Source organism: Solimonas marina, assembly GCF_012241385.1.
In the GTDB taxonomy this organism is placed as follows: Bacteria; Pseudomonadota; Gammaproteobacteria; order Nevskiales; family Nevskiaceae; genus Solimonas; species Solimonas marina.
The window spans coordinates 124,035-150,029 of sequence record NZ_JAAVXB010000005.1 but is presented as its reverse complement, the minus strand read 5'-3'; the positions used below and the strand labels follow the sequence as shown (position 1 = coordinate 150,029).

Here is a 25,995-nt window from a genome sequence, read left to right as displayed (position 1 = left end):
GCCACCTTCGGCCGACGCCGGTGAACGGCGGGTGAAGCGAGCGGACGGCGAAAACCGCCGAACTCGGGCCTCAGGCCTGCGTGCCGCCGATCGTCAACGCATCGACCTTGAGCGTCGGCTGACCGACGCCGACCGGCACGCTCTGGCCTTCCTTGCCGCAGGTGCCGACACCCTCGTCGAGCTTCAGGTCGTTACCGACCATCGACACGCGCGACAGCGCTTCCGGGCCGTTGCCGATCAGCGTCGCGCCCTTGACCGGCCGCGTGATGCGGCCGTTCTCGATCAGATAGGCCTCGGATGCCGAGAACACGAAGTTGCCGGACGTGATGTCGACCTGACCGCCGCCGAAGTTGACGGCGTAGAGCCCTTTCTCGACCGACGCGATGATGTCACCCGGTTCGCTCTTGCCAGCCAGCATGTAGGTATTGGTCATGCGCGGCATCGGCAGCTGCGCGTACGACTCGCGGCGACCGTTGCCGGTCGGCGCCATGCCCATCAGCCCGGCGTTGAGCTTGTCCTGCATGTAGTTCTTCAACACGCCGTTTTCGATCAGCGTCGTGCACTGCGTCGGCGTGCCTTCGTCGTCCACCGACAGCGAGCCGCGACGATTGAGCAGCGTGCCGTCGTCGACGATGGTGCACAACTCGGAGATGACCTTCTGCCCGACGCGGCCGGAGAACGCCGACGAACCCTTGCGGTTGAAATCGCCTTCCAGGCCGTGGCCGACGGCTTCATGCAGCAGCACGCCCGGCCAGCCGGGTCCGAGCACCACCGGCAACTGGCCGGCCGGTGCCGGCACCGCGTCGAGCAGCACCTGCGCCAGACGCACGGCTTCGCGCGCATAGCGTTCCGGCATGTCGCCGTCGAAAACCTCGGCATAGCGCGCACGACCGCCGCCGCCGGCGTGCGCCATCTCGCGGCGGCCTTGATGTTCGATGATGACCGAGACGTCCATGCGCACCAGCGGCCGCACGTCGGCGCTCCAGGTACCGTCGCTGCCGGCGACCAGTACGGTCTCGAAACTGCCGGCCAGCGACGCGTTGACCTGGATCACCCGCGAATCGACGGCGCGTGCGGCGGCGTCTGCACGGCGCAGCAATTCAAGTTTCTTGTCGGTCGGCCAGCTCTGCAGCGGATCGACCGGCGCATACAACGGCTTGACCGTGCGCGGCGCGAAGGCCTGCACGGCGCCGAGCTGGCCCTGACGGACGATCGCCCCGGCGGTCTGCGCGGCATCGCCGAGCGCGGCCAGATGCAGATCGTCGGAATACGCCAAGCCCTGCTTATCGCCGGCCACCGCACGCACGCCGACGCCGTGTTCGACGTGGTGCGCACCGGACTTGATCAGGCTGTCTTCGAGCGACCAGGTCTCGGTCACCGCGTGCTGGAAATACAGATCGGCGCTGTCGACGCCCGGTTTCATCAAGCGCGCCAGCACATCGGCGATGCGGTTCTCATCCAGCTCGGCCGGTTCGAGAAAGGTCTGGCGGGCAAGTTCAGTGGCTTCAGTCATGACTTCATATTGACGGCGGATACGCCGTTTGCAAGCGACGGTGCGCAAGCGCCGGAAAACCTTGGCGCAATTCCGCCTGGTGCGACGCGTCGCGGTCGGCGAGCACGACACCGGGTTCGGTGCCGGCTTGGCTGACGATGCGGCCCCAGGGTTCGACGATGGCACTGTGACCGTAGGTGCCACGGCCGCTCGGGTGCACGCCGCATTGCCCCGGCGCGATCACGTAGCAGAGGTTTTCGACGGCGCGCGCGCGCAGCAGCAGATCCCAGTGCGCCTCACCGGTCTTGACGGTGAACGCCGCCGGGACGATCAGAATCTCGGCGCCGTCGGCGACCAGCGCGCGATACAGCTCCGGGAAGCGCACGTCGTAGCAGACCGACAGGCCGACGCGACCGACCGGCGTATCGACGACCACCGGCTGCAGCGCGCCCGGCGCGATGCTGGCCGACTCGCGGTAGCGCTCGCCGCCGCCGTTCGGCACGTCGATGTCGTAGAGATGAATCTTGTCGTAGCGCGCGACGCGCACGCCGTCGCTGTCGTAGACACAGCAGGCCGCCCAGACGCGTTCCTCACCGTCGACGCGAATCGGCACGGTGCCAGCGATGATCCACAGATCCAGCTCGCGCGCCAGCGCCGCCAGCCGGTCCTGAATCGGACCATGTCCGTCGACCTCGGCGATCGCCAGCTTGTCGCGGTCGCGTCGCCCCATGAACGCGAAGTTCTCGGGCAGCACGGCGAACCGCGCCCCCTGCGCCGTGGCATCGCGCAGCAGCGCCGCGGCCATGTCGAGGTTGGCGCCGACATCGTCGACGCTGGTCATCTGGATCGCCGCCAGACTCATGTTCATGGGTTCGTCTCCTGCGTCACGGTCGGCGGTGCGGCCTTCGCCTTGTCCTGGTTTGCGGCCGCTGCCGGCTTGCCAGGCGCCGGCGTCGCGGCGACCGGTTTCGCTGCCGCGGCAGCCGGCGCCTTCGACGGCGCGACTGCCGGGGTTTTAGCGGCCGCCTTGCTCTGGGTCTTGCTTTCGACCTTGGCCGGGGCCGGGGTCGTCGGTTCGGCCTTGTCCGGCTTCGGCAACGAATGCGAGTCGATCTTCTCGACCTTCGGGTTATACCAGCTGCCGGAGACGTGATAGGTCAGCTGCGTGACCTGATCGAGCGGCTTGTCGAGCACTTCCTGCGCAACCAGAACCAGCGCACCGACCGCGGGACCGCCGAGCAACGCGGCGCCAAGCGTGACCCCGGACGAGATGCCCGCCGGGTAGACGGTGACGCGCTGATCGTAATCGCGCGCGACCAGTCCGATGCGGCCGCGCATGTCGATCTTCACCGACGGCCCCTTGATCGTCAGGTCGTCGGTCACGGCCGCGCCGTTCCCCAGATCGAAGTGGCCGCCGATGGTGTCGAAGCCAAGGCCCTCGTCGACGACATCACTGAAATTGAGCAGCAGACGGCGCGGCAAGGCATAGAAATTCAGCAGACCGAGCACACGGCCGGCGCCCGGCTTGACGGCCTTGAGCTGACCGTTGTCGGCACTGAGGTCGACGCGCCCCTGCGCAACCTGCCAGACCAATCCAGTCGTCGACGGCGCCCACTTCAGATCGGCCTTGACCTTGGTTTCCTTGGCACGGAAGTTCTGCTCGTAGTCGAGCGCCCCGAGTACTGCGTCGAAATCCTTGCTCTCGATCATCGCCTGCAACGCAGCCGACGACTTGCCGTCGGCGCGCCGCCATTGCCCGCTCGCGTCGAGATCGAGCACGCCACCGGAAATCTTCAGCCGATCAAGACGCTGCCCCTGCGCGATGCGCGAGCTGCGAATCTCGACCTGACCGAAGTCGGCGCCGTTGCCGGTCAGTGCATCGCACAGCAGATCGAGCGACGGCCAGTGCGAGGGCTGTGCCGGCGGGCCGCCATTGTCACTGGCCTGAGCCGCGGCGGCCGCCACCGCTGCCGCGTCGCTGTCATCAATGGGCTCGTCATCGGGTCGATGCTGCGGCTTGAGCGCAACATGCGAAAGCCGCGCGACGATGCGCCCCGGCGCCGGCCCCACCCACTGGATCGTGCCTTGCGCGCCAACGCCGTCGAGCGACGTCATCCAGCCATTGCCCTGCGGCTGCCAGCGCAGATGCGTGGCTTCGGTCAACTGGTTCTGCCAGCGCAGATGATCGACGTCGAGATCGATCAGGTCCAGGTGCACGCCCGGATCGGCAGCGGAGACCGCCGCAGGGGCGGTCGTGGCGGGCGCATCCGGCGCGGTCGGCGACGGCATGGCCGCCACCGGCGCCGTGGGTGGCGCCGTTTTCGCCTGCCCGTCGCCCGCGAACAAGGCGATCCACGCGGCCGCGTCGACGGTGCCGGCGTGACCGTCGACGACGAATCGCCCTTTGCCGGCCGGCGGGCTCGCACTGCCGAAGCGCACCTGCAGACCCTGCAGCTGCAGCCCTTGCTGTTGACCGTCCGGCGGCCCCAGCGCGGCATCGGCGTAGAGCATGCCGCCGTACGCGGCCCCGATCCGCAGCGGCGCATCGGCATCGCCGCCGATCCGTACGCTCAACGGCATGGCGACGTCGGCATCCTTGGCCACCGGCTCCGGCAACGTGACTGCGGTGCCACGCAGGTCGCTGCGCAGCGTCAGCGCCGTGCCGCCGTGCTCTTCGATCGGCAGCTCGGCATGCCATTGGCTCGTACCGTCCAGAGCCTCGCGAATGAACGACGGCAGGAACTGGCTGGCGCCCCGGCCGCCGGCGTTTGGCGTGAACGGAAAATCGGCCTGCACCACACCGTGCGTGCCATCGCGCGGCACGATGCGCGCGGTCAGCGGCAGATCCTCAAAGCGCGCATGCAGTTCGTTGGCCGTAGCCCCGATATTGTTGAAGTGCACGGTGCCGGTGATGCCGCTGACCGGCTGGTCGAGCTTGCTGTAGAACATCTGCACGTTGTCGAGCGCGATGTCGCCGTCGACACTGGTGGTCTTGATGTCATGCAGCGGCAGGTCGAGCCTGGCGTCGACCGTTGCCGCGCCGGCGGCGTGTGTCTGATCGAGCAGGCCGGCCAGGCGCTCGTGCAGCGGCGAGTTGCGCAAGAAGTCGTAGTAGCGGCCGATCTCGCCGTGTGTACTGCCGTCGACGGTCAGTTCGGCAGCGCCGAAGTCGGCGATGCGCGCCACGACGTGATCGACGGCATTGCCGGCGATCGTCGCGGCACTGGCGTCGACTTCCAGGCCGGCGCCCGCCACGCTCAGGTGTGCCGCGACGTTCTCGATGGTCGGCCAGCCGTCGCCGATCTCGATATTGGCGTCGCCGACATCGGCGTCGATCTTGAACACACCGTCCGGGTGCTTCTGAAACGGAAAATCGCTCATCGGCCCGCGGATCGTCAGCTGGCCATTCGAGACGTGACCGCCGGCGATGCCCTGCTGCAACCAGTCGCGCGTGTGCTCGGACCATTGCAGCGGCATGTACGGCTTGAGCTTGTCGAGATCGGCAACCGAGAAGCTGGCGCCCAGATCGAGGACCGGCGCGTCATGGTCACCCGGCAGCGCCAACTGGAAGTGGCCCTTGGCGTCGACACCCGGCAACTGCGCCTCGAAAGACGGCGTGCCGATGTTCCAGCCGTCGACCGTACGCGTCCACTGTAATTGCGTGTCGACGCTGTCGAACGTGATCGGCACCGCGATCGCCTTCGGCGCCAGCAGCTCGATCGGCGCATGTGAGAGGCGCAGCTGACCACCGCCTTCATTGGCCGAGGCTTCACCGGATACGTGTGCGACCCCAACACCATCCGCCGGCGCGAGGCCCATGTCGTCGAGCCGTGCGGTCGCCGAATAGCGCGTCTGCCCCTGCGTATCGGTGCGCAGTCGCAGCACGATGTTGCGCAAGGTGCCGGACAAGCGCGGCGCCTGCGCGGCGACGGCCGGGGCGTCGCGCCAGACCGCCAGCCACGGCATCAGCCGGTCGACATGCAGTTCGTCGGCATTGATGTCGATCTCATGTCCGTTGGAATCGCGGGTCCAACGCAGGCTGCCGCGCGCCAGCAACTGATCGTCGAAGCGGAAATCCTCGAGCGCCGCAAACCAGCCGCTGGCATCGCGCGTCAGACCGGCGCGCAGGCGCATCGACTTGGCCCCGCTCGACTGACCGTTGCGGGCGACGATCAAACCGTCGGAATCGATCTCGACGTCGGCGCGCGTCACGCGTCCGCTCTGCAACTCGCCTTCGATCGAGCCGTTCAGGTTCTCGGCGCCGATCTGCACGCCAGGCTGCAGATAGGGCGCCAGCCAGCCCTGCGGCCGCAGCCGCTCGAAATCTAGATTGAAGTCGCCGTTCCAGCGTTCCGGAAAGGCGATGGGCCCCTGCACGTCGGCCGACAGCTCGACCAGATCACCGTGCGTCACCGGCAGTTGCAGACGCCCGTCGAAGCCGAAGCCGTCACTGCGCTGCGCGAGATCGGCACGCACCAGGCGTACGCGCTTGCCGTCGATGCCGAAGCGCGGGCCGGTGAAGATCAACGTGCAGTTCTGCACGACGACATGCCCGAAGCGGGCCATCTGCTTGGCCCAGGCTTCGCGCGTGTCATCCGAGACACCGTTCTGCCCCGGCTCGAAACCGGCAAAGGTCCACTGCCCGTTGCGGTCCTCGTTGATCGACAGCGTCAGGCCGGACATTTCCAGCCGCTCCGGCAACATGTCGCCGGTCAGCAGGCGCACCACCGAGAAGCCGAGGCTGAGGCGGGTCACCGTCAGGCTTTCGTCACCGTCCTCGCTGTAGAGCGTGATGTCGGACAGATCCAGGCGCGGCTCGATGCCGCGCCAGCCGAGGTTGACGCCGCCGATCTGTACCGGGCGATTGGCCACGTGCGTGACCCAGGCGGCGAGATCCGCCCGATAGCTCGGCAAGGCGAGGACGGCGAGCTGGAACAAACCGCTGATGACAGCACCGGCAATGACGACGGCGGCCATCAGCGTGATCGCCCATGTCCACCAGCGGCGTTTGACGCGTTCCATTACTCAGCCAAAAAATGATCGCGACTATTGTCGCGTGACCGGCCGCCGAGAGCTACTGCGGCGGCGCCCGGAATCCGGGCCGTCCGGTCAAAGCGGCACGACGTCGAAGCTTTCCTGTGTGTAACCGGCTTCGCTCTGCAAGCGGATCGGCCGGTTCAGCGTCGCTTCCAGTGCCGTCAGACCGGCCGGCTGCTCCTCGACCAGCTTCTGCACCACGTGTGGCGCCGCCAGAACCAGAAAACCCTTGGCCTCGAACTGCCGCGCCGCGCGCTGCACCTCGCGGGCAATCTCGTGCGCCACCGTTTCCACCGTCTTGATCGTGCCGCGACCGCTGCAGGCCGGACAGGGCTCGCAAAGGATGTGCCCCAGCGACTCGCGGGTCCGCTTGCGTGTCATTTCGACCAGGCCCAGCGGCGAGAACGGATGAATCTGTGTGCGCGCGTGATCAGCCGCCAGCGAGCGCTCCAGTGCGCGCAGCACCTGGCCGCGATGATCCTCGGACTTCATGTCGATGAAGTCGATGATGATGATGCCGCCGAGATTGCGCAGACGCAGCTGGCGGGCGATCGCCTGCGCCGCCTCGAGGTTGGTCTTCAGCACCGTTTCCTCGAGGTTGCGATGGCCGATATAGGCGCCGGTATTGACGTCGATGGTCGTCATCGCCTCGGTCTGATCGATGATCAGATGACCGCCGGATTTCAGTTCGACCCGGCGGTCCAGCGCCCGCGAAATGTCGTCCTCGACACCGTACAGGTCGAAAATCGGCGCCGCCCCCTCGTACAGCTCGACGAGCGGCGCGGCATGCGGAATGAAGGTTTGCGCAAACTCGCGCAGACGAACACATTCTTCGGCCGAGTCGATGCGCACACGTTCGACGTGCGTACCGAGCAGATCGCGCAGGATGCGCATCGACAGTGGCAGGTCGCCGTGGACCAACGTGCCCGGTGGCGCGGACTTGGTCTGCGTCGCGACATCGCTCCACAGGCGCAGCAGGAAATTCAGATCGGCCTCCAGGGCCTCGGCGCCAACACCATCAGCGGCGGTCCGCGCAATGACCCCGAAGCGCGGCGCCAGGCGCTGCTGCAGCTCGTCGAGGATGCCCTTGAGTCGCGTGCGCTCGGCCTCGTCCTCGAGTCGCGCCGACACGCCGACATGCGCCTCGTGCGGCAGCAGCACCAGATAGCGCGACGGAATCGACAGCAGACTCGACAGCCGCGCGCCCTTGCTGCCGATCGGGTCCTTGACGATCTGCACCAATACCTTCTCGCCCTCACGCAACAGCTGCGTGATCAGTGGCGGCGACGCCGAATGCGCGGCGGCGGCCACCACCATGTCGTTGACGTGCAGAAACGCCGTGCGTTCGAGGCCGATCTCGACGAATGCCGCCTGCATGCCCGGCAGCACGCGCTGCACGACCCCCTTGTAGATGTTGCCGGTCAGGCCATGCCGCGACGCGCGCTGCATATGCACTTCCTGCGCGCTGCCACCCTCGACGAGGGCGACGCGGGTTTCCTGGGGGCCGATGTTGACGAGAATCTCGGTACTCATGGTCCACTGGCCGACGACGTCAGCCGCTCAAAGGGTCGATCGCGAATTGTTTCAGAAGTGCGCAGGTCTCGTAGAGCGGCAAACCGACGACGCCACTGTACGAACCGTGGATTTCGCGCACGAATTGGGCGCCGAGGCCCTGGATGCCGTAGGCGCCGGCCTTGTCGGCCGGCTCGCCGCTGGCCCAGTACGCGGTGGCCTGCGCCGGCGAGATCGGTCCGAACACGACGCGCGTGATCGACAGCGTGACCGCTTCGCGCGCGCCCGACACCAGCGCAACGGACGAGTAAACCTCGTGTTCGCGATCGGACAGCGCGGCGAGCATCGCCAACGCGTCGTCGCGACCGGCCGGTTTGCCGAGGATGCGGCCATCCAGCACCACGTCGGTATCGGCGCCGAGCACCGGCAGCCGCCGATCCGACGCCTGCCAACCGGCGTGGGCCTTGGCCAGCGCGATACGCCGCGCGTAATCGGCCGGCGCTTCGCCCGGCTGGACACGCTCTTCGATATCGGCCGGCGCGACGACGTAGCGCACGCCGATCTGCGTCAGCAGTTCGGCACGACGGGGCGATTGCGAGGCCAGCAGCAATTGCGGCGCAGACACGGCGCGGCTCCAAGCTTAGAGGGGATGCGGCAGCGTAGCCGAACTGCGGCGGCGAATCACGGCAACGCAGGTGGCTGGCGACAACGCGTGCAATCCGTCTAGCCTAAGACGATGAAGACCCGTATCCGCCAGATGGTACTGGCCGCCCTGCTGCTGGGCACCGCCGGCCGCGCCAGTGCGGCCGATTTCGATCTGGTTGCGCTCGGTGTCGACGGAGGGCTGCAGAACGGCAATCTGTCGGCCTGGCTGGTCCGCGCCGACGGCGAGCCGCGCTATCTGGCGCTGGACGCCGGCACGCTGCTGTCGGGCATCGACGTCGCCCTGCAACACGGCGCGTTCGACGACCGCAAACCAGACCCAGCACTGACGCCGGCCGGCGATGTCCTGCGCAACGCCATCGCCGGCTATTTCGTTTCGCACGCGCATCTCGATCACGTCGCCGGGCTGCTGGTCGATGCCACAGACGACAGTCCGAAGCCGATCTATGGCCTGGCGTCGACACTGGCGGTGCTGAGTCGCGATTACTTCAATTGGGACGCGTGGCCGAACTTCGCCGACCGCGGCACGACGCCGGCGCTCAAGCAGTACACGCTGCGCGACGAGCCGCCGGGACAGTGGTTCGCAGTCGACGGCACCTCGTTGCGAGCCGCGCTCTATCCATTGACGCACGACCGCGTGACTTCATCGATGATCCTGCTGCAGCACGGCGGGGCATATCTGGCTTACTTCGGCGATACCGGTGCGGATACCGTTCAGCACAGCGATCGACTGCAGACGATCTGGAAGCTGCTCGGCCCGCTGCAGAAGCGCGGTGCGCTCAAAGGCATGCTCATCGAGTGCTCGTATCCGGACCGCGTCGACGACGCGCACCTCTACGGACATCTGAACCCGGCGTGGCTGTTACGCGAGCTCCAGCGTTTCGAGCAGGCGGCCGGCGGTGCGGGATCGCTGCGCGGACTCGACGTGGTGGTCACGCACATCAAGCCCAGCCTGCGGCGCGCAACAGACCCGAGACGGGAAATCGCCGACCAACTGCGCGCCGGCAATACGCTCGGCCTGCACTTTCATTTCGCGCAACAGGGCGACCTGCTGAAGCTGCCGTCCGCGGAATGAAGCCGTGCCCTTGCGCCCCGCGAGGCGCGCAAGGGCACGCGATCAGTTGATCGTTCGCCGCAGCGTGGTCGAACCGGAGACGCCGGTATCGGTCTTGCCGACCGCTTTGATCGTCGTCGACGTGAACGCGAAGCTGCCGGCGCTGGCCAGACCATTGGCATCAATGGTCGCTGCATTGCTGTTGCTCGACGACCACGTGACCTGATGCGTCAGGTCCAGGGTCGTGGAACCGTCGCTGAAGCTGCCGGTCGCGGTGAACTGCAGCGTCGTACCCGCCGCGATCGTGCTGTTGGCCGGCGTCACCGCGATCGACGACAGCGTCAGCGCCACGCCCTGCACCGATGCCGACTTCGTGAAGCCACTGTAGGTGGCGACAACCGTCGTCGAACCTGCAGCCTTGGCTGTGACGTAGCCCTTTGCGTTCACGGTCGCCACGGAATCGTCGAGCGTCCGCCACGACACGTCCGCCGTCAGATCCTGGGTCGATCCGTCGGCGTAATGTCCGGTGGCGGTGTATTCGACGAAGTACCCAACCGGGATGCTCGTCGCAGCCGTCGGCGCGATCGTGACATTGGTCAGCGCGGACTCCGTCACCGTCACGGCGGCCGTGGCGTCGTCGACACCGCTCATCGACGCGGTGATCGTCGTCGAACCGACGGCGACCGATGTCACCAAACCTTGATTGCCGCTGGCATTGCTGACCGTCGCGACACTCTCATCCGACGAGGCCCAGGTCACGGCCGTGGTCTCGTCGGCGGTGGAGCCGTCACTGAACGTACCGGTCGCCTTGAGCTGCGTCGTCGTGCCGCTGGCAATCGAAACCGTGTCCGGGCTCACCGCAATGCTGACCAGGGTCGCCGCCGTCACCGTCAGCGTCGTCTCGCCGCTCACATCGCCGAGCGTCGCGACCACCGTGGTATCGCCCTCGCCCTGCGCGGTCGCAACACCGTGCTCGCCGTCGGCGTTGCTGATCGTCGCGATGGTCTCGTCGTCGGTCGTCCACGTCACGTCGTCGGAGATGTCCATCGTTGAACCGTCGGTATAGGTACCGGTCGCGGTGTAGTCGACGGTGCCGCCCTTGGCGACCGACGTATCCGCCGGCGAGATCGCGATGCTGCTCAGCACCGCGTCGGTAACCGTCACCGGCGCCGAGCCGACCACACCGGTGGCGGCATCGGTCGCCTTCAGCGTCGCCGTGCCCTTGCCTTCACCCGTCACCAGACCGCGTGCGCTGGAACCGGTCGTCACCGTCGCAACGTCCGTGTCCGACGACGTCCAGGTGACGTCGTTGGTGACGTCACCGGTGCTGCCGTCGGTATAGGTCGCCGTCGCATGGTACTGAAGGGTCGAGCCGAGCGGGACGGAGCCGTCCTGCGGGGTCACCGAGATGCTGCTGATGGCTGCGGCGGTCACCGTCAGCGGCGTCGTGCCCGATACCGCGCCCGAACTGTCGGTCTTCGTCACTGTCGCCGTGATCACCGTCGAGCCGGTGTTGTTCGCCTTCGCCAGACCAACCGCGCCGCTATCGTTGCTGATCGTCGCGACATTGGCATCGGACGAAGCCCAACCCGCCAGACTCGTGTAGTCGATCGTCGTGCCGTCGGAGAACACCGCGGTCGCCGTGTATTGCTGCGTCGTACCGACCGCGATGCTCTTGTTCGCCGGTGTCACACCGACCGACGTCAGCGTCGCATTGGTCACCGTCAGCGCCGCAGAGCCCGACACCGATCCGGAGACCGCGCTGATCGTCGTCGAACCCGCGACCTTCGCCGCAACCATGCCATTGCTGCCGCCGGCATTGCTGACCGTGGCGACGGACTCGTCGGACGACGACCACGTGACCGTTTGCGTCACATCATGCGACGAGCCGTCGCTGTAGATACCGGTCGCCGTGAATTGACGCGAGTAGCCGGCGGCAAGCTTGGAATTGACCGGCGTGACCGAAATCGACTCCACCGTTGCGCCGGTAACGGTCAGCGTCGTCGAGCCGACCAGATCACCATAGGTCGCCGTGATGGTCGTCGGGCCAGCCGCATCGGCCAGCGCGAAACCCTGCGCATTGGTCGAATTGCTGATCTCGGCGACGCTGCTGTCGCTGGACGCCCAGGTCACCGCCGTCGTCAGGTCTTCCGTGGTGTGGTCGGTGTAGACGCCCGTCGCCGTGTACTGCTGCGACGCGCCGACCGGCAGCGTCGCCGAACTCGGCGAGATGTCGACGCTGGCCAGCTCGGCCGCCGTCACCGTCACCGCGGCGCGCGCCGTGATGTTCTCGTAGGTCGCCACGACCTGCGCGGAGCCCTCTGCCACGCCGGTCGCCTGGCCCTTGGTGCCGCTCGCATTGCTGACCGTGATGACGTCGGTGTCACCGGAGCTCCAGCTCGCGTCGGCGCTGACGTCACGCGTCGTGCCATCGGTGAACGTCGCCGAGGCAACAAAGGCCTGCGTATACCCCTTGGGAATGCTGTCACTGGACGGCGTCAGCTGCATCGACACCGCAATCGCGGCGGTCACCGTGGCGGTCGTCGAGCCGCTGATGTCGTCGAGTGTCGCGGTGACAGTGGCGGTGCCGGTTGCCACCGGCGTCGCCAGGCCCTCGCTGTCGATCGTCAGCACGCTGGCATCGGACGAGGTCCAGGCCACCAGACGCGTCACGTCGGCATGCGCGTTGTCTTCGTAAATCGCCGTTGCGGTGTACTGCTCGGTCTTGCCGAGCGGAATCGACGTCGCATCCGGCGTCACCTCGATCTTGGTGATCGCACCATGCGAGCCGCTGCTGCTGCCCCCGCAGGCCGAAAGAACGGACAAGCCCAAAGCCACGAGCGCCAGCCGCAGCCAGGTCGTGGATGTACGCGCAAAGAACATATCGATTTACCTGGAACGATCCGCAGCCCCCGTCGTTGATGACCGGTACGCTGCCTCACCTGAAAAGTTCGACTACATCTGGATACCCCGATTCCAGAATATAGACACGGCGTTACATCTGAATATAGCTTTTTTCCGACAGCTGGCCGTCAGTGACCGCATCTTCATCCGTGACCTGCGTCACGAAACGCCGCCGGACCGCGCAGTCGCCATCCCCGTCACTGCGCGCTACAGTCGAAAAAATATTCGAATGAGGAGAACCCCATGACCCGCCCAGCAACGAATGTGCCGCTCCGCGCGCAGATCTCGGACGCCGAATGGCAGGCCCGCGTCGATCTCGCCGCTGCCTATCGGCTGGTCGCCCACTTCGGTTGGGACGATCTGGTCTTCACCCACATCTCGGCGCGGGTGCCGGGCGAGGACGGGCATTTCCTGATCAATCCGTATGGCTGGCTGTTCGACGAGATCACCGCGTCGAGCCTAGTCAAGATCGACCTCGCCGGCAACAAGGTCATGGACTCGCCGCACCCGATCAATCCGGCCGGCTTCACCATCCACAGCGCCATCCACGCCGCGCGGCCCGACGCGCATTGCGTGATGCACACGCATTCGCTCAACGGCGTCGCGGTCTCGGCGCAGCAGGGCGGCGTGCTGCCGCTGTCGCAACAATCGACGCTGGTACTCGCGTCACTCGGCTATCACGATTACGAAGGCATCGCGCTCAACGACGACGAAAAGCCGCGCCTGGTTGCCGACCTCGGCGACAAGACCTTCCTGATGCTGCGCAATCACGGCCTGCTGACGGTCGGCCCGACACCGGCCGACGCCTTCCTGGCGATGTACGTGTTCGAGGCCACCTGCATGATTCAGGTTCGCGCCCAGGCCGGTGGCGGTGCGCTGACCGAGGTCAACCCGAAGATCGTCGCCGGCGTCCAGGCCGCGGCGGCGCAGGTCACGCGTGGCCTCGGCGGTCAGTTGGCCTGGCCGGGACTGCTGCGCCGCCTCGACCGTATCGATCCGTCGTTCCGCGATTGAAGTCCGCTCAGTCCGGGCGACGCAGCAGCCAGGCGGCGAGCGCGGCACCGCTCAGTTCGAGCAGCAGGTAAGCGATCATGACCGCGTTGGCCGGCCCATCGCAGATCAGACCGACCGCGCGGCCACCCGCCATGCCGAGCAACAGCAGCAGCACGCCAAGCAGACCGGCGCGCCGCGACGATGGATGTGCGGCGAGCGCCCATAGCAGCGCACCGACGGCGACCGACAGGCCGCCGTACGTGGCACGCATGTCGATCAGAGCGGACGCGGTCGCCGGCGCCGTGCCGGTCACGATTTGGACAGCGTCGATGGTGCGGCGATGAACACCAGCCCGTAAGCCGCGAACATGACGGCGACGGCACGGATCACCCAGGCCGAAATCCCCATTCCTCCTCCCCGGCGACGCCAGACCGGCGTTGCGTCAGTCCGCGTCGATTTCGAAGTCCATGCCGACGCGCAGGATGCCGCCGCGCAACGCGTCGGTGCGCAACCCGCCGCGACGCACCCAGGCGCGCACCACCGACGGTACCGGCATCTGCGCCGTCGCCAGCCGCGCGCCCAGGTTGCGGCACGGTTCGCACAGCTCGACGCCACGAAACTGTACGTCCCCGACGCGAAAGCGGCGTCCGACCAGCTCGTTGAGCCGCACGCCGCGCGTGACGATGTTGCGGCGCAACTCGCCCGGCTCCAGCGCACGGCCGTAGGGCGCCGCAAACGCTTCGATGGCCTCGGCTTCGACAAAGGTCACGTTCTGCCCCGGCCACTTCGCCTTGCCAAAATTGCGGTCGCCGACGATGCCCTGATACGCGACGACCTGCACGCTGTCGACACGCGCCACGTCGGCGCCGGAGCGGCCGGCAACGTAGATCGCTTCGATCCTCATGAATGACTCCGCCCGGTATCCCGCGACATCATGCGCATCGGCCGGCGATCCCGCACGTGGCCGTCACCGCGCGGGTCAGAACAGATAGTCGGCGACGCAGCGACCATCGGGCGACAGACGCTCGGTGGTCTCGAGTCCGTCGAAACGGTGGACCTGGATATGCGCGACGTCGTCCGGCTCGGCGAGACGCAGATTGACGGCGATGCGGTAGCGTCCGTCGGTTTCGGGCTGCAGCGCACGCCAATAGGCGACGCTGCCGCAGGTCGGGCAGAAGTGGAACGCCAGGACCGCGTTGCCGCGCACATAGGCGCGCGTCTCACCGTCGACGCGGATGCCCTCGCCGTCGTAGTCGTAGGCCCAGAGCACGCCGTAGCGGCGACAGACCGTGCAGTTGCATGCGGTCGCGCTGGTCGGCTCGCCGTCGAACGACCAGCGCACGGCGCCACAATGGCAGCTGGCGTCGATCATCGCGGCCGCAGCGGTTGGCGCAGCAGCGCATAGGCCAGCACCAGATGCGCCGGCAACAGCGCGGCGATCCACGGCAGATTCTGCTGCGCGCCCGGCAACAGCAGCAGGGGCACACTGAGCGTTGCCGCCGCTGCCACGACGATCGTCACCACGCGCTGCCACGCGCGCGGCCGCCAAGCGGCGCGAAACGCGCCGCACCACGCCGGAATCATCAGCAGCGCCAGCGGGTCGAGCAGCAGCAGATTGCGGTTGGCCCACATCGCCCAGTGATCGGTCAGCGCCCAGCTGGCAACCAGCACCAGGCCGAGCACCGTGGCGACGAGGCTGCTGCCGAGCGCCAGGATCGCGAAGCTCCAACGCGCAGCGCGGTGATCGCGCGCGCGATCCAGCGCCCACAGTACGGCCGCGAACACCAGTCCGAACGCCAGCAGCGGCAGCAGCCAGCGCGGCGGATGCGTCGGTTCCGGCCAGGCGTCGCTCTGCAAGACCCAGGTCCCCGACTCGACCAGCGGATGCGAGCTGCCATCGGCCGCAGTGACGCTCGCCTTGGCGGCAACATCCTTGAGCACCATCGGCACGAAGGCCTGCGCCCACAGATCGAGCGGCTTGTCCGCACTCGGCCCCATGCCCAGATCCATGGCCAGCGACAGCGGCCAGTCCGGCGCGATCAGCCGCGTCGCCTCGAAGCGATACGTGCGACCGGTCGGCACGCCTTTGGCCGCACGACTGAGCGCGCCGCCGCTGGCCTTGTCGAGGGCATCGCGCACGCGCGTCGTGCAGTTGGAGATGAAGTAGTCGTAGTGGTACTGCGCGTTCTCCGGGCGCACGTTCCAGGCGAGGAAGTCGACCAGCTCGCGGCGCTGTGCATCGTCGAGATCGAGACGCTGCAGATACACCCAGCGCCGCTCGGCGGCGTAGCCGCGCAGCGCGTAGTAGAACGGCTCCGGTGCGACGCGGTACATCATCTTGCCGCGTGCAAAATTGAGGAAGAAGTTCTTCTGCCGGAAGTCGAACAGGCCGTAGTTGTAGAGCAGCGCGTCGGGGTTGGCCGGATCGCCGACCAGCAACGCGTCGTGACCGAAGCGCTCCCAGTAGGTCTGGCCCGGGCCGAACGTAACGAGGCTGACCGGCGGTGCGACGGGCTCGTCGGCGGCCAACGCCGGGCGCACGCACAGCAGCATCAACAGGGCCACGGCCTGCGCCGCTCCAACAAAAAGAGACCGTAGGAGCGGCTGGGGCCGCGACCTTGTGCGCATGCTCTGGACCTCGATCAGTTCGGCGACAGCGTGACCATCAGCTGGTGAATGCGGCGCGTATCGGCACGCTGCACGTTGAACGTCAGCCGATCGACCGTGACGCTCTCGCCACGTTTGGGCATGTGTCCGAACAAATGCATGACGTAGCCGCCGACGGTATCGAACTCGTCGGTCGGCAGGCTGACGCCGAAGTACTCGTTGAATTCCTCGACGTCGGCCAGCGCGTTGACGAGGAAGCGCCGCTCGTCCTGCTTGAGGATGTGCGAGCCTTCGGCTTCGTCGTACTCGTCGTCGATCTCGCCGACGATCTGTTCGAGCACGTCCTCGATCGTGATCAGGCCGGCGATACCGCCGTACTCGTCGACCACCAGCGCCATGTGATTGCGGCTGCGGCGGAATTCCTTGAGCAGGATGTTGAGCCGCTTGGACTCGGGCACGAAGGTCGCCTGCCGCACCAGCGTCGCCAGATCGAAGGTACCCGGCGCCGGAATCGTCGCGCTGAACTTCAGCAAGTCCTTGGCGAGCAAGGTGCCGATGACCTCGTCCTTGGAATCACCGATCACCGGAAAGCGCGAATGCCCCGACTCGATGACGACTTCGAAGATCTTCTCGAGCGACCATTCGGCTTCGATGGTGACCATCTGCGCACGCGGCACCATGACGTCGCGCACGTGCATCTCGGTGGTCTGCACGATGCCTTCGAACATCGACATCGCATCGTTGTCGACCAGCTCGGCCTCGCGCGCGTCGCGCAGCAGCTCCAGCAGATCATCGCGGGTTCTCGGGCCACCAGCCAGGCGTTGCGTGACCCGGCGCCACCAGCCGCCGATGGACGCGTCATCGCGATGGTGACTACTGTCGTCTTCTTCGTCTTCGTTGCTCATTGGTAAGGGTCCGGGAAACCCAGGCGCTTGAGGATGCGCACTTCGCGCGCCTCCATTACCTGTGCGTCCGGCTCGTTTTCGTGATCATAACCTTGAAGGTGCAGGCAGCCGTGCACGACCATGTGCGCCCAGTGCCCGCGCGGCGTCTTGTGCTGTTCGACGGCCTCGCGCGCGACGACCGCGGCGCAGATGACCAGGTCGCCGAGCACCGCCGCGCCCATCGCTGCGTCGCCCTGGAACGACAGCACATTGGTCGGCTTGTCCTTGCCGCGATAGTCGCGGTTCAGCGCCCGGCTCTCGCCCTCGTCGACGATGCGGATCGTCAGCTCGCCGTAGCGCTTCGGCAGCGCCGCACGCGCGAACGTGCGCAGGCTGTCCGGCGACGGAATGCCCTTGGCCGAGACCGTGCGCTGGATGGCGATTTCGCCGCTCATGCCTGACCTTCCTCGTCGCGCTCGTGCAACTCGTAGGCCTCGACGATGGCCTGCACCAGCGGATGGCGCACGACGTCTTCCTTGCGAAAATACGTGAAGCTGATCCCCGGCACGCCGGCCAACACGGTTTGCGCATGGCGCAGGCCGGACTTCATGTGCTTGGGCAAATCGGTCTGCGTCATGTCGCCGGTGACGACCGCGACGCTGCCGAAGCCGATGCGCGTCAGAAACATCTTCATCTGCTCGACGGTGCTGTTCTGCGCTTCGTCCATGATCACGAACGACTCGTTGAGCGTGCGGCCGCGCATGAAGGCCAGCGGCGCGACCTCGATGACGTTCTTCTCGGTCAGCCGCGCGACGCGCTCGAACCCGAGCATTTCGTACAGCGCGTCGTACAGCGGCCGCAGATACGGATTGATCTTCTCGGCCATGTCGCCGGGCAGAAAGCCCAGCTTTTCGCCGGCCTCGACAGCCGGGCGCACCAGCACGATGCGGCGCACGCGATCTCGCTCCAGCGCGTGCACGGCCGACGCCACTGCCAGATAGGTCTTGCCGGTACCGGCCGGGCCGATGCCGAAGCTCAGGTCGTGGGTGACGATGTTCTTCAGATACTGCTTCTGCTGCAGACCACGGCCGCGGATGACCCCGCGACGGCTGCGGATCACCACCTCGTCGCGCATCTTCGCGTCGTCGTCGTCCGGCGACACGGCGTGCTCGTCGCCGAACTGTTCGGTCAGTGCCAAATGCACGTTCTCGGTGGTCACCGTGTCGTCGGCGGCCAGATTGAACAACTGCTGCAGCACCGCCTCGCCGCGCCCCACGTCCTTGCGCGTGCCGACCAACTGAAAATGATTGCCGCGATTGCGGATCTCGATGCCGAGGCGCAGCTCGATCTGGCGCAAATGCGCGTCGAACGCGCCGCACAGATTGAGCAGGCGCTCGCTGTCGTCCGGCTCCAGCACCAGATCGAGCTTGGCCGCTGACGCTGCCGGTTTGGTGCTCATACCGTCCCCGCCAGAACGCCGGCATAGACCGGCCGGTCGATGTTGCCGCCGCTAAACACCACGCCGATGTGTCGGCCGGCATTGCGTTCACGTTCCTGCAGCGCCGCCGCGGTGGCCGCCGCACCCGCGCCTTCGAGCACGTTGTGCGTGGTTTCGAACGCGAGCCGCATCGCTACGGCGATTTCGTCGTCGCCGACGTCGACGAGACGCTCGGCGCCGCGGCGGATGATCTCGAACGCTTGCGGCTCGGGCACGCGGCAGGCCATACCGTCGGCGAGCTGTGTCGTCACCTCGTGCGCGACGACATGGCCGGCGGCCAGCGAGCGCGCATAGGCCGGCGCGCCGCTGGAGACGACGCCGACGATTTGCGTGGCCAGGCCCAGAGCGTCGCGCGCGGCGATCATGCCGCAGATGCCGGAGCCGAGGCCGATCGGCACATAGACGGTATCCAGCGGGCCGGCGGCATCGAACAGTTCGAGCGCATAGCTGGCAACGCCCAACACCAGCGCGTCGTCGAACGACGGCACCAGATGCAGGCCACGTTCGGCGGCGAGCTGCTGTGCGTGCTCGCGCGCTTCCTGAAAATCGCTGCCGTGCTCGATCAACGCGGCACCGAGCGCACGCATCGCCGCGTTCTTCTCGCGGCTGTTGCCATGCGGCACGACGATGGTGCTGGAAAGGCCGAAACGGCTCGCCGCATACGCCACCGACTGGCCGTGATTGCCACGCGTTGCGCAGATCACGCCGCGCACGTCGGGCGCGCGCTGCGTCAGTCGCTCGAAATAGACCAGGCCGCCACGCACCTTGAACGCCCCGAGCGGCGTCTGGTTCTCGTGCTTGACCCACGCCGTGCAGCCGAGCGCCGCATCGAGCAGCGGCCAGCGCAGGCAGGCGGTCGGCGCCATCCCGCGGTGGACGATCTCGGCAGCGGCCGTCAGCTCGGCGTGGGTGTAGCGGGCGGCGTTCTCGGGAACGGCGGCGTTCATCCCGTCACTGTATCGAGCAGGCGCCCGCGCAGCGAATTCGGCGCGGCCTCGGTGATCGTCACGTCGACGAAGCGGCCGATCATGTCGGCATGTCCGTCGAAATTGACGACGCGGTTGGTTGACGTGCGGCCGGCGAACTGGCCCTCGCCGCGACGCGACGGCCGCTCGACGAGAATGCGCTGCGTGGTGCCGACCAGCTCGCGCTTGAATTCGTCGTCGAACTGGCGGATGCGCGACTGCAGGATCGCCAGGCGCTGGTCCTTGATCTCGGCCGCGACGGTATCGCGCAGATTGGCCGCCGGCGTGCCCGGACGCGGGCTGTAATTGAATGAGAACGCGCAGTCGAAACGCGCCTCGGCAATCAGGTCCATGGTCTGCATGAAATCGTCGTCGGACTCGGTCGGAAAACCGACGATGAAATCCGAAGACAGCGACAGGTCCGGACGCGCGGCGCGCACGCGGCGAATCTTGTCGAGGAACTGCGCGCGCGTATAGCCGCGCTTCATCATGCCGAGAATGCGGTCCGAACCCGACTGCACCGGCAGATGCAGATACGACGCCAGCTTCGGCTGCTGCGCGAACGAGTCGATCAGTGCGTCGGTGAACTCGGCCGGATGCGAGGTCGTGTAGCGGATGCGTTCGATGCCCGGCAGCCGCGCGATGTAGTCGATCAGCAGCGCCAGGTCGCACAGCTCGTGCGTGCCGCCCATCGCGCCGCGATAGGCGTTGACGTTCTGCCCCAGCAGCGTGATCTCGTGCACGCCCTGTTCGGCGAGCTGCGCGCATTCGAGCAGCACGTCGTCGAGCGGCCGCGACACTTCGGCGCCGCGCGTGTACGGCACCACACAGAAAGTGCAGTACTTCGAGCAGCCTTCCATGATCGACACGAACGCCGTGGCGCCGTCGGCGCGAGGCTCCGGCAGCGCATCGAACTTCTCGATTTCCGGGAAGCTGACGTCGATCGCCGGCTGCTGCGTCTGGCGCGTGCTGTCGAGCATCTGCGGCAGTCGGTGCAGGGTCTGCGGGCCGAACACCATGTCGACGATGGGCGCGCGCTCCGACAGTGCCTGGCCTTCCTGCGAGGCGACGCAGCCGCCGACGCCGATCACACGGCCGGGCTGCGCCTGCTTCCATTCCTTCCAGCGGCCGAGCTCGGAAAACACCTTTTCCTGCGCCTTCTCGCGCACCGAGCAGGTATTGAGCAGCAGAAGGTCCGCTTCCTCGGGCTGGTCGGTGCGCGCGTAGCCATGCGATGCGGCCAGGACGTCGGCCATCTTCGCCGAGTCGTAGTCGTTCATCTGGCAGCCCCAGGAAATCAGGAACAGCTTGCGCGGCGCGGGGGACTGCGGAGCGGAGGGTACGGCGTCGGACATCGAGGGTTGGCCACAAACTGGCCAGGAGATAGACGGCCTTACAGTATAAAGGAGAACGATGGCGGCGCGATGGCCGCCGTGCCACGCTCAGCCGATCTTCTGCAACCAGGCGTCGATGCCGGTTTCAATGTCGGTCCAGGCCTGCTCGAACGCCGCCTTGGGCTGCCGGTAGGGGTCGGCGACGTCGGCGTTTTCGTTCCACTTCATGATCTTGTGCACGCGGCCACGCAGCTGCGGGTAACGCGCATTGATCCAGTCGCTGTGACCGTTGTCGAGTGTCAGGATCAGGTCCATCGACGACAGCAGCGGCTGCGTCGCCTGCTGCGCGCGATGCATGGAGATGTCGAGCCCGTGATCGGCCGCGACTTCGACCGCCAGCGGGTCGGCCGGATGGCCGATCAGCGCGCCGGTGCCGGCCGAGCAGATCTCCAGATTGCGATCCTTGAGGCGGGCCTTGAGCAGGCCTTCACCAATGGGGCTGCGGCAGATATTGCCGGTGCAGACAACGATGATCCGATTGAACATGCGGTAGGCGTGACGTGACCGGCAGGCGGTGCGCGTCCGTCGAATATGGGTGGAATTCGGCCAAATTGTAACCGGATCGGCCGGCGCGCACGCCGGCCGATCCGACACCGCGGCGCGTCAGGGCACGATGACGATCTTGCCGCTGACCTTGCGCTCCATCATGTCGCGCAGCGCCTGCGGCGCTTGATCGAGCGGGTAGCGCTGCGTCACCACCGGCTTGATCTCGCCGGCCGCATACCAGGCGAACAGCTCGGCGAAGTTCTGTGCATTGACCTGCGGCTCGCGCTGCGCGAACGCACCCCAGAACACGCCGACCGCCGATGCGCCCTTGAGCAAGAGACGATTGGCGGCCAGATTCGGAATCGGCCCGGATGCAAAGCCGATGATCAGGTAGCGGCCATTCCAGGCGATGCACGACAGACACTCTTCGCCGAGCGCGCCGCCGACCGGGTCGTAAATGACGTCGGCACCCTGCCCCTTGGTCAAGGTCTTGATCGCGTCCTTGAGGCTTTGCTGCGAGTAGTCGATCAGCTCGTCGGCGCCATGGGCCTGCGCCAGCGCCAGTTTGTCGGCGCTCGACGCCGCGGCGATCACGCGCGCGCCCATCTTCTTACCGAGCTGCACGGCCGACAGGCCAACACCGCCCGATGCGCCGAGCACCAGCAGCGTCTCGCCGGGCTGCAGGCGGCCGCGCTGCTTGAGCGCGTGATACGAGGTGCCGTAGACCATCGGGAACGCCGCCGCCTCGACCAGATCGAGCCCCGGCGGCAACGGCAGACACAGCGCACCGTTGACCGCGACCTGCTCGGCAAAGCCACCAACGCTGGTGAACGCAGCAACCGGATCACCGGCCTTCAGATGCTTGACCTTGTCACCGACCTCGACGACGGTGCCGGCGACGCCCGCACCCGGAATGAACGGCAGCGGCGGCTTCATCTGATACTTGCCCTGCACGATCAGCACGTCCGGGAAATTGACGTCGGCACCGGCAATGCGGATTAGCACGTCCGCAGCGCCGACTTTGGGCGTCGGCAAGTCTTCGATCACGAGTTGTTCGGGTAGGGCCAGCTGCTTGCAGACCACGGCTTTCATGATGATGGGCTCCTGGAAATATTTTTTGTCGCGCCCCGTACGGCGCAAAAAGCTTTTTCACCACAGATTACACAGATTTCTCAGATGGAAGAACGAAGCTCGGCGACTGATTTTCTTCTGCGGAATCTGCGGTTCGTCATCGTTGCTTTGCGGCCGCGACGGCGTAAGAAGCGCTTCGACCACTGCGACGCAGTTGGAAAGGCGAAGACTCGGGAGCGCTTTTCTTCTGTGCAATCTTTGAAATCTGTGGTTGCTCGCTGTTCATGGACAGCAGTGGCATCAGCTGTCGATGCCGTAGCGCTTGAGCTTGTTCCAGATCGTGCGTTCGCTGACATTGAGCAGGGCGGCGGCGCGCGTCTTGTTGTTGCCGCAGCGCCGCAGCGCCTCGCGGATATAGCGCGACTCGATCTCACCGACCGCCTGATCCAGATTCAGATCGACCCGCTGCATATCGTCAATGACGGTCGGCGCTGGCGCTGCCGGGCCGCCACCTTCGATCGGAAAATGCACGGCATCGAGCGCGCCGCCGCCGGACAGCACCAGCGCGCGTTCGATCAGGTTGCGCAACTCGCGAACATTGCCCGGCCAGTCATAGGCACGCAGGTGCGCCAGCGCCGGCGGCGTGATCGGTACCGCGCGCGCAGCGCCGGCGATGTCGGCGACGAAGTGCTGCGCCAGCGCCTCGATGTCATCGCGACGCTCGCGCAGCGGCGGCAGATCGATCGCAAAGACGTTCAAGCGGTAGTAAAGGTCCTCACGCAATCGCTGCGCGCGTATCGCATCGACCGGCCGGCGATTGGTCGCCGCGATCACGCGCAGATCGAGCTCCAGGGTGCGGTTCGAGCCGACGCGTTCGACCGTACCTTCCTGCAGGACGCGCAGCAGCTTGGCCTGCAGCGGCGCCGGCATTTCGGTGACCTCGTCGAGGAAAATCGTGCCGCCGTCGGCCAGCTCGAATTTGCCGACACGGTCGCGCAGCGCACCGGTGAATGCGCCCTTCTCGTGACCGAACAGCTCGCTTTCGAGAATGTCGGCGGGAATCGCCGCGCAGTTGATCGGCACGAACAGCGCATCGCGCCGCGTCGACGCGCGATGGATCGCACGCGCGACCACCTCCTTGCCGGTACCGGTCTCGCCGGTGATCAGCACCGTGGCCTGCGTCGGCGCGACCTGCGCCACCTGCTGGCGCACCTTGCGGCTGACCTCGCTGCCGCCGACGAAGCCGCTGTCGCCGCTCTGTTCGGCAAGAAAGGCATTACGCCGCAGCAGATCGCTTTGCGCAAAGACGCGGCGCATCGCCAGCTCCAGCGTCTCGACATCGAACGGCCGCAGCAGATAATCGCAGGCGCCGAGGCGCATCGCTTCGATCGCCGATTCGATGCTGCCGTGCGCGGTCATCATGATCACCGGTAGCGACAGTCCGGCCTCGCGCAGCTTGCGCAGCAACTCGATGCCGTCCATACCCGGCATGCGCAGATCGGTGACGACCAGATCGAAGCTCTGCTCCTGCAGCAGGCGGAACGCTTCGCTGCCGTCGGCCGCGCTCCAGGTACGGTAGTTCATGCGCGACAGCATGATTTCCAGCACGCGACGCATGCTGGCTTCGTCGTCGACGATCAGAACGTTGCGGGCATTCATGCAGCACGCCTGGGCAGACGAATGCGGAACACGGCACCGCCGAGATCGGCGGATTCGACGACGATCGCACCGCCATGCGCGTTGACGATCTGTTTGACCACGGCCAGTCCCAAACCCAAGCCTCCCTCGCGACGATAAACGAACGGCTGAAAGACCCGCTGACGCTCGGCCGGCGGAATGCCCGGCCCATTATCGGCAACCTCGATCGTCACCGTCTCGGCGTCGCTGCGCGCCGCGACGCGCACGCGCCCGCCCTCCGGCAGGATGTGCAGGGCATTAAGCATGAGATTCAGCAGCACCTGCGTCATCTGCTCGGCGTCGACATCGGCCACCGCATCGTCGGCCGGGACGTGCTCGATCTCGATATGCTGGCGCGCCGCCTGCGCGCGCAGCATCGCCAGGCACCGCGCAATCAGCGCATCGATGTTTTCCGGCGCCCGATTCGGCGGCCGCACGCGCGCACGGTCGAGCATATTGGCGACCAGCCGATTGAGCCGCTGGGTTTCAGTATCGATGAAGCCGATCAGCTCGCGCGATTCACCGCCGATCTCGCGATCGCGTTCGAGCATCTGTGCCGACGAGCGCAGGATGCCCAGCGGCGTACGGATTTCATGCGCCATCATCGCCGCGAATTCGCCGATCGCCGCCAGCTGTGAAGCGCGCACCAGTGTCTGCCGCGACGCGTCCAGGTCATCGACCATGCGCGTGAACGCTTCCATCAGCTCGCCGACCTCGCCGGACGCCGGCGGTGGCGGCGGCGCGCGCTGCTCGCGCATCAGGCCGCGCACGTAATCGGTCAACGCGACGATCGGCCGCGCGATACGCCCGGACACTGCGAACGCCAGGACGATGGTCGCTGCCGTTGCCACCAGCAACAGGCCGAAGAAGCTCCACACCATGTGCCGCACCGGCGCCAGCGCCGCGCGGCTCGATTCGAGCACCAGCGTCGTCCAGCCGAAGCCATTGAAGGGCCCACGGCCCGGCGCGCGAACGGCGCTGACGATCACCCGCCCGTCGAGCAGTGGCGCGCCGTCGCGCTCGCGCGCCGGGGCACCACTGCCGGCAATCCAGTCGGCGTCGAGTTGCGTCGAGCCGGGTGTGAAGCGCCGGCGCAGATTGCTCGACACTGCGACGATGCGGCCGTTGCGGTCGACGACAGCGACCGCGCGGCTGTCGTGTGTGCCGGCATCGAGCTCGTGTGCGGCCACGCCCCAGTCGACGACCAGCACCAGCTCGCCGAGCGAGCCGTCGGTGAATTGCGAGTCGATCGGCAGACGCATGACCAACACCTCGGTGCCGTTGGCCTCGCGGCGCGGCGCCTCGACCGTCACCGTATCGCCCGGCAGGGCCGCCTGCTCCCAGACCGGACCGTCGTGAAACGCGCGACCGATCGCGGTCGGCTGGCTGCTGGCAACGATGCGTCCCTGCGGGTCGACGGCGTACAGCGCGTCATAGACGTTGCCATAGTGCTGGCGCATGTTGACCAGGAAGGTCGACAGCCGCTTGTCGATGTCACCGAGCCGCAGGTCCTGCATCACCTCCAGGTGCGACCATGTGACGGCATTCTGCAGGCGCTCGAAAACCTGCTTGTCGAGGTCGGCCGCGGCGCCGGTCGCCTGCGTCGACAGGCTTTGCTCGATCTCCGCGCGCATCGCCGCCTGCGTGCGCCAGGACGACAATCCGGTCAGCACGATCGCCGGCAGCAGGCCGACGGCGAGAAAGGCGGTAAGCAGAATGCTGCGGATCGTCACGCGTGAATTTCGGTGCAAGAATGCG

Annotated in this window: 21 protein-coding genes; 2 read left to right on the top strand and 19 right to left on the bottom strand. The window is 66.7% G+C overall.

The features are described 5' to 3' along the window. Positions 1-70: 70 nt before the first annotated feature. The 5 genes from tldD to G7Y82_RS10970 all read right to left on the bottom strand — a co-directional run bounded on the left by tldD (position 71) and on the right by G7Y82_RS10970 (position 8,666). Complete coding sequence (gene tldD / locus G7Y82_RS10990) at positions 71-1,513, bottom strand: metalloprotease TldD (RefSeq protein ID WP_168148141.1); 1,443 nt, start codon at positions 1,511-1,513, stop codon at positions 71-73. A gap of 4 nt (positions 1,514-1,517) precedes the next feature. Next, positions 1,518-2,354, bottom strand: coding sequence for a carbon-nitrogen hydrolase family protein (locus G7Y82_RS10985; protein WP_168148295.1), 837 nt, complete (start codon positions 2,352-2,354; stop codon positions 1,518-1,520). A 2-nt stretch (positions 2,355-2,356) separates the two neighbouring features. After that, positions 2,357-6,514, bottom strand: a complete 4,158-nt coding sequence (locus G7Y82_RS10980) for a YhdP family protein (RefSeq protein WP_168148140.1) — start codon at positions 6,512-6,514, stop codon at positions 2,357-2,359. An 87-nt stretch (positions 6,515-6,601) separates the two neighbouring features. After that, positions 6,602-8,062, bottom strand: coding sequence for a ribonuclease G (gene rng / locus G7Y82_RS10975; protein ID WP_168148139.1), 1,461 nt, complete (start codon positions 8,060-8,062; stop codon positions 6,602-6,604). A 19-nt stretch (positions 8,063-8,081) separates the two neighbouring features. After that, complete coding sequence (locus G7Y82_RS10970; RefSeq protein WP_168148138.1) at positions 8,082-8,666, bottom strand: Maf family protein; 585 nt, start codon at positions 8,664-8,666, stop codon at positions 8,082-8,084. A 111-nt stretch (positions 8,667-8,777) separates the two neighbouring features. Between G7Y82_RS10970 and G7Y82_RS10965 the strand changes: the two genes are divergently transcribed. Next, entirely contained in the window at positions 8,778-9,779 is a 1,002-nt protein-coding gene (locus G7Y82_RS10965) for an MBL fold metallo-hydrolase (protein ID WP_206370568.1), read from the top strand. Positions 9,780-9,821: 42 nt separating this feature from the next. On the opposite strand, the gene G7Y82_RS10960 is transcribed toward G7Y82_RS10965, so the two are convergent. After that, a complete protein-coding gene (locus G7Y82_RS10960; RefSeq protein WP_168148137.1) occupies positions 9,822-12,584 on the bottom strand; it encodes a beta strand repeat-containing protein in 2,763 nt (920 codons plus the stop codon). A 321-nt stretch (positions 12,585-12,905) separates the two neighbouring features. Between G7Y82_RS10960 and G7Y82_RS10955 the strand changes: the two genes are divergently transcribed. Continuing rightward, positions 12,906-13,676 carry a class II aldolase/adducin family protein gene (locus G7Y82_RS10955; RefSeq protein WP_168148135.1) on the top strand — a complete coding sequence of 257 codons (771 nt, stop codon included), beginning with the start codon at positions 12,906-12,908 and terminating at the stop codon, positions 13,674-13,676. 7 nt (positions 13,677-13,683) lie between these two features. Here the strand turns inward: G7Y82_RS10955 and G7Y82_RS10950 are convergent, their stop codons facing one another. The 13 genes from G7Y82_RS10950 to G7Y82_RS21900 form a co-directional block, all read right to left on the bottom strand. Continuing rightward, positions 13,684-13,968: a DUF4345 family protein gene (locus G7Y82_RS10950; RefSeq protein ID WP_366515653.1), complete on the bottom strand. Its 285-nt coding sequence runs from the start codon at positions 13,966-13,968 to the stop codon at positions 13,684-13,686. A gap of 129 nt (positions 13,969-14,097) precedes the next feature. Beyond that, complete coding sequence (locus G7Y82_RS10945; protein ID WP_168148132.1) at positions 14,098-14,559, bottom strand: MOSC domain-containing protein; 462 nt, start codon at positions 14,557-14,559, stop codon at positions 14,098-14,100. A gap of 75 nt (positions 14,560-14,634) precedes the next feature. Next, positions 14,635-15,027 carry a GFA family protein gene (locus G7Y82_RS10940; RefSeq protein ID WP_168148130.1) on the bottom strand — a complete coding sequence of 131 codons (393 nt, stop codon included), beginning with the start codon at positions 15,025-15,027 and terminating at the stop codon, positions 14,635-14,637. Continuing rightward, positions 15,024-16,220 carry an Lnb N-terminal periplasmic domain-containing protein gene (locus tag G7Y82_RS10935; protein ID WP_168148128.1) on the bottom strand — a complete coding sequence of 399 codons (1,197 nt, stop codon included), beginning with the start codon at positions 16,218-16,220 and terminating at the stop codon, positions 15,024-15,026. Before G7Y82_RS10935 ends, G7Y82_RS10940 begins: the two co-directional genes overlap by 4 nt. Positions 16,221-16,297: 77 nt before the next feature. After that, positions 16,298-17,167: a CorC family transporter gene (locus tag G7Y82_RS10930; protein ID WP_168148126.1), complete on the bottom strand. Its 870-nt coding sequence runs from the start codon at positions 17,165-17,167 to the stop codon at positions 16,298-16,300. Then, on the bottom strand, positions 17,164-17,601 hold the full coding sequence (gene ybeY / locus G7Y82_RS10925) for an rRNA maturation RNase YbeY (protein WP_168148124.1): 438 nt from the start codon (positions 17,599-17,601) through the stop codon (positions 17,164-17,166). The genes G7Y82_RS10930 and ybeY overlap by 4 nt, the downstream gene beginning before the upstream one ends. Next, the gene (locus G7Y82_RS10920) at positions 17,598-18,605 is read right to left on the bottom strand and encodes a PhoH family protein (protein ID WP_168148122.1); all 1,008 of its coding nucleotides are present in this window, start codon (positions 18,603-18,605) and stop codon (positions 17,598-17,600) included. Before G7Y82_RS10920 ends, ybeY begins: the two co-directional genes overlap by 4 nt. Further along, positions 18,602-19,591: a threonine dehydratase gene (locus G7Y82_RS10915; RefSeq protein WP_168148120.1), complete on the bottom strand. Its 990-nt coding sequence runs from the start codon at positions 19,589-19,591 to the stop codon at positions 18,602-18,604. The genes G7Y82_RS10920 and G7Y82_RS10915 overlap by 4 nt, the downstream gene beginning before the upstream one ends. After that, a complete protein-coding gene (gene miaB / locus G7Y82_RS10910) occupies positions 19,588-20,964 on the bottom strand; it encodes a tRNA (N6-isopentenyl adenosine(37)-C2)-methylthiotransferase MiaB (RefSeq protein WP_168148118.1) in 1,377 nt (458 codons plus the stop codon). The genes G7Y82_RS10915 and miaB overlap by 4 nt, the downstream gene beginning before the upstream one ends. Before the next feature lie 87 nt (positions 20,965-21,051). After that, positions 21,052-21,489, bottom strand: a complete 438-nt coding sequence (locus G7Y82_RS10905; RefSeq protein WP_168148116.1) for a low molecular weight protein-tyrosine-phosphatase — start codon at positions 21,487-21,489, stop codon at positions 21,052-21,054. Positions 21,490-21,606: 117 nt separating this feature from the next. Continuing rightward, complete coding sequence (locus G7Y82_RS10900; RefSeq protein WP_168148114.1) at positions 21,607-22,581, bottom strand: NADPH:quinone oxidoreductase family protein; 975 nt, start codon at positions 22,579-22,581, stop codon at positions 21,607-21,609. A 279-nt stretch (positions 22,582-22,860) separates the two neighbouring features. Continuing rightward, positions 22,861-24,219, bottom strand: coding sequence for a sigma-54-dependent transcriptional regulator (locus tag G7Y82_RS10895; protein ID WP_168148112.1), 1,359 nt, complete (start codon positions 24,217-24,219; stop codon positions 22,861-22,863). Then, complete coding sequence (locus tag G7Y82_RS21900; protein ID WP_206370566.1) at positions 24,216-25,970, bottom strand: ATP-binding protein; 1,755 nt, start codon at positions 25,968-25,970, stop codon at positions 24,216-24,218. The genes G7Y82_RS10895 and G7Y82_RS21900 overlap by 4 nt, the downstream gene beginning before the upstream one ends. Positions 25,971-25,995: the final 25 nt, after the last annotated feature.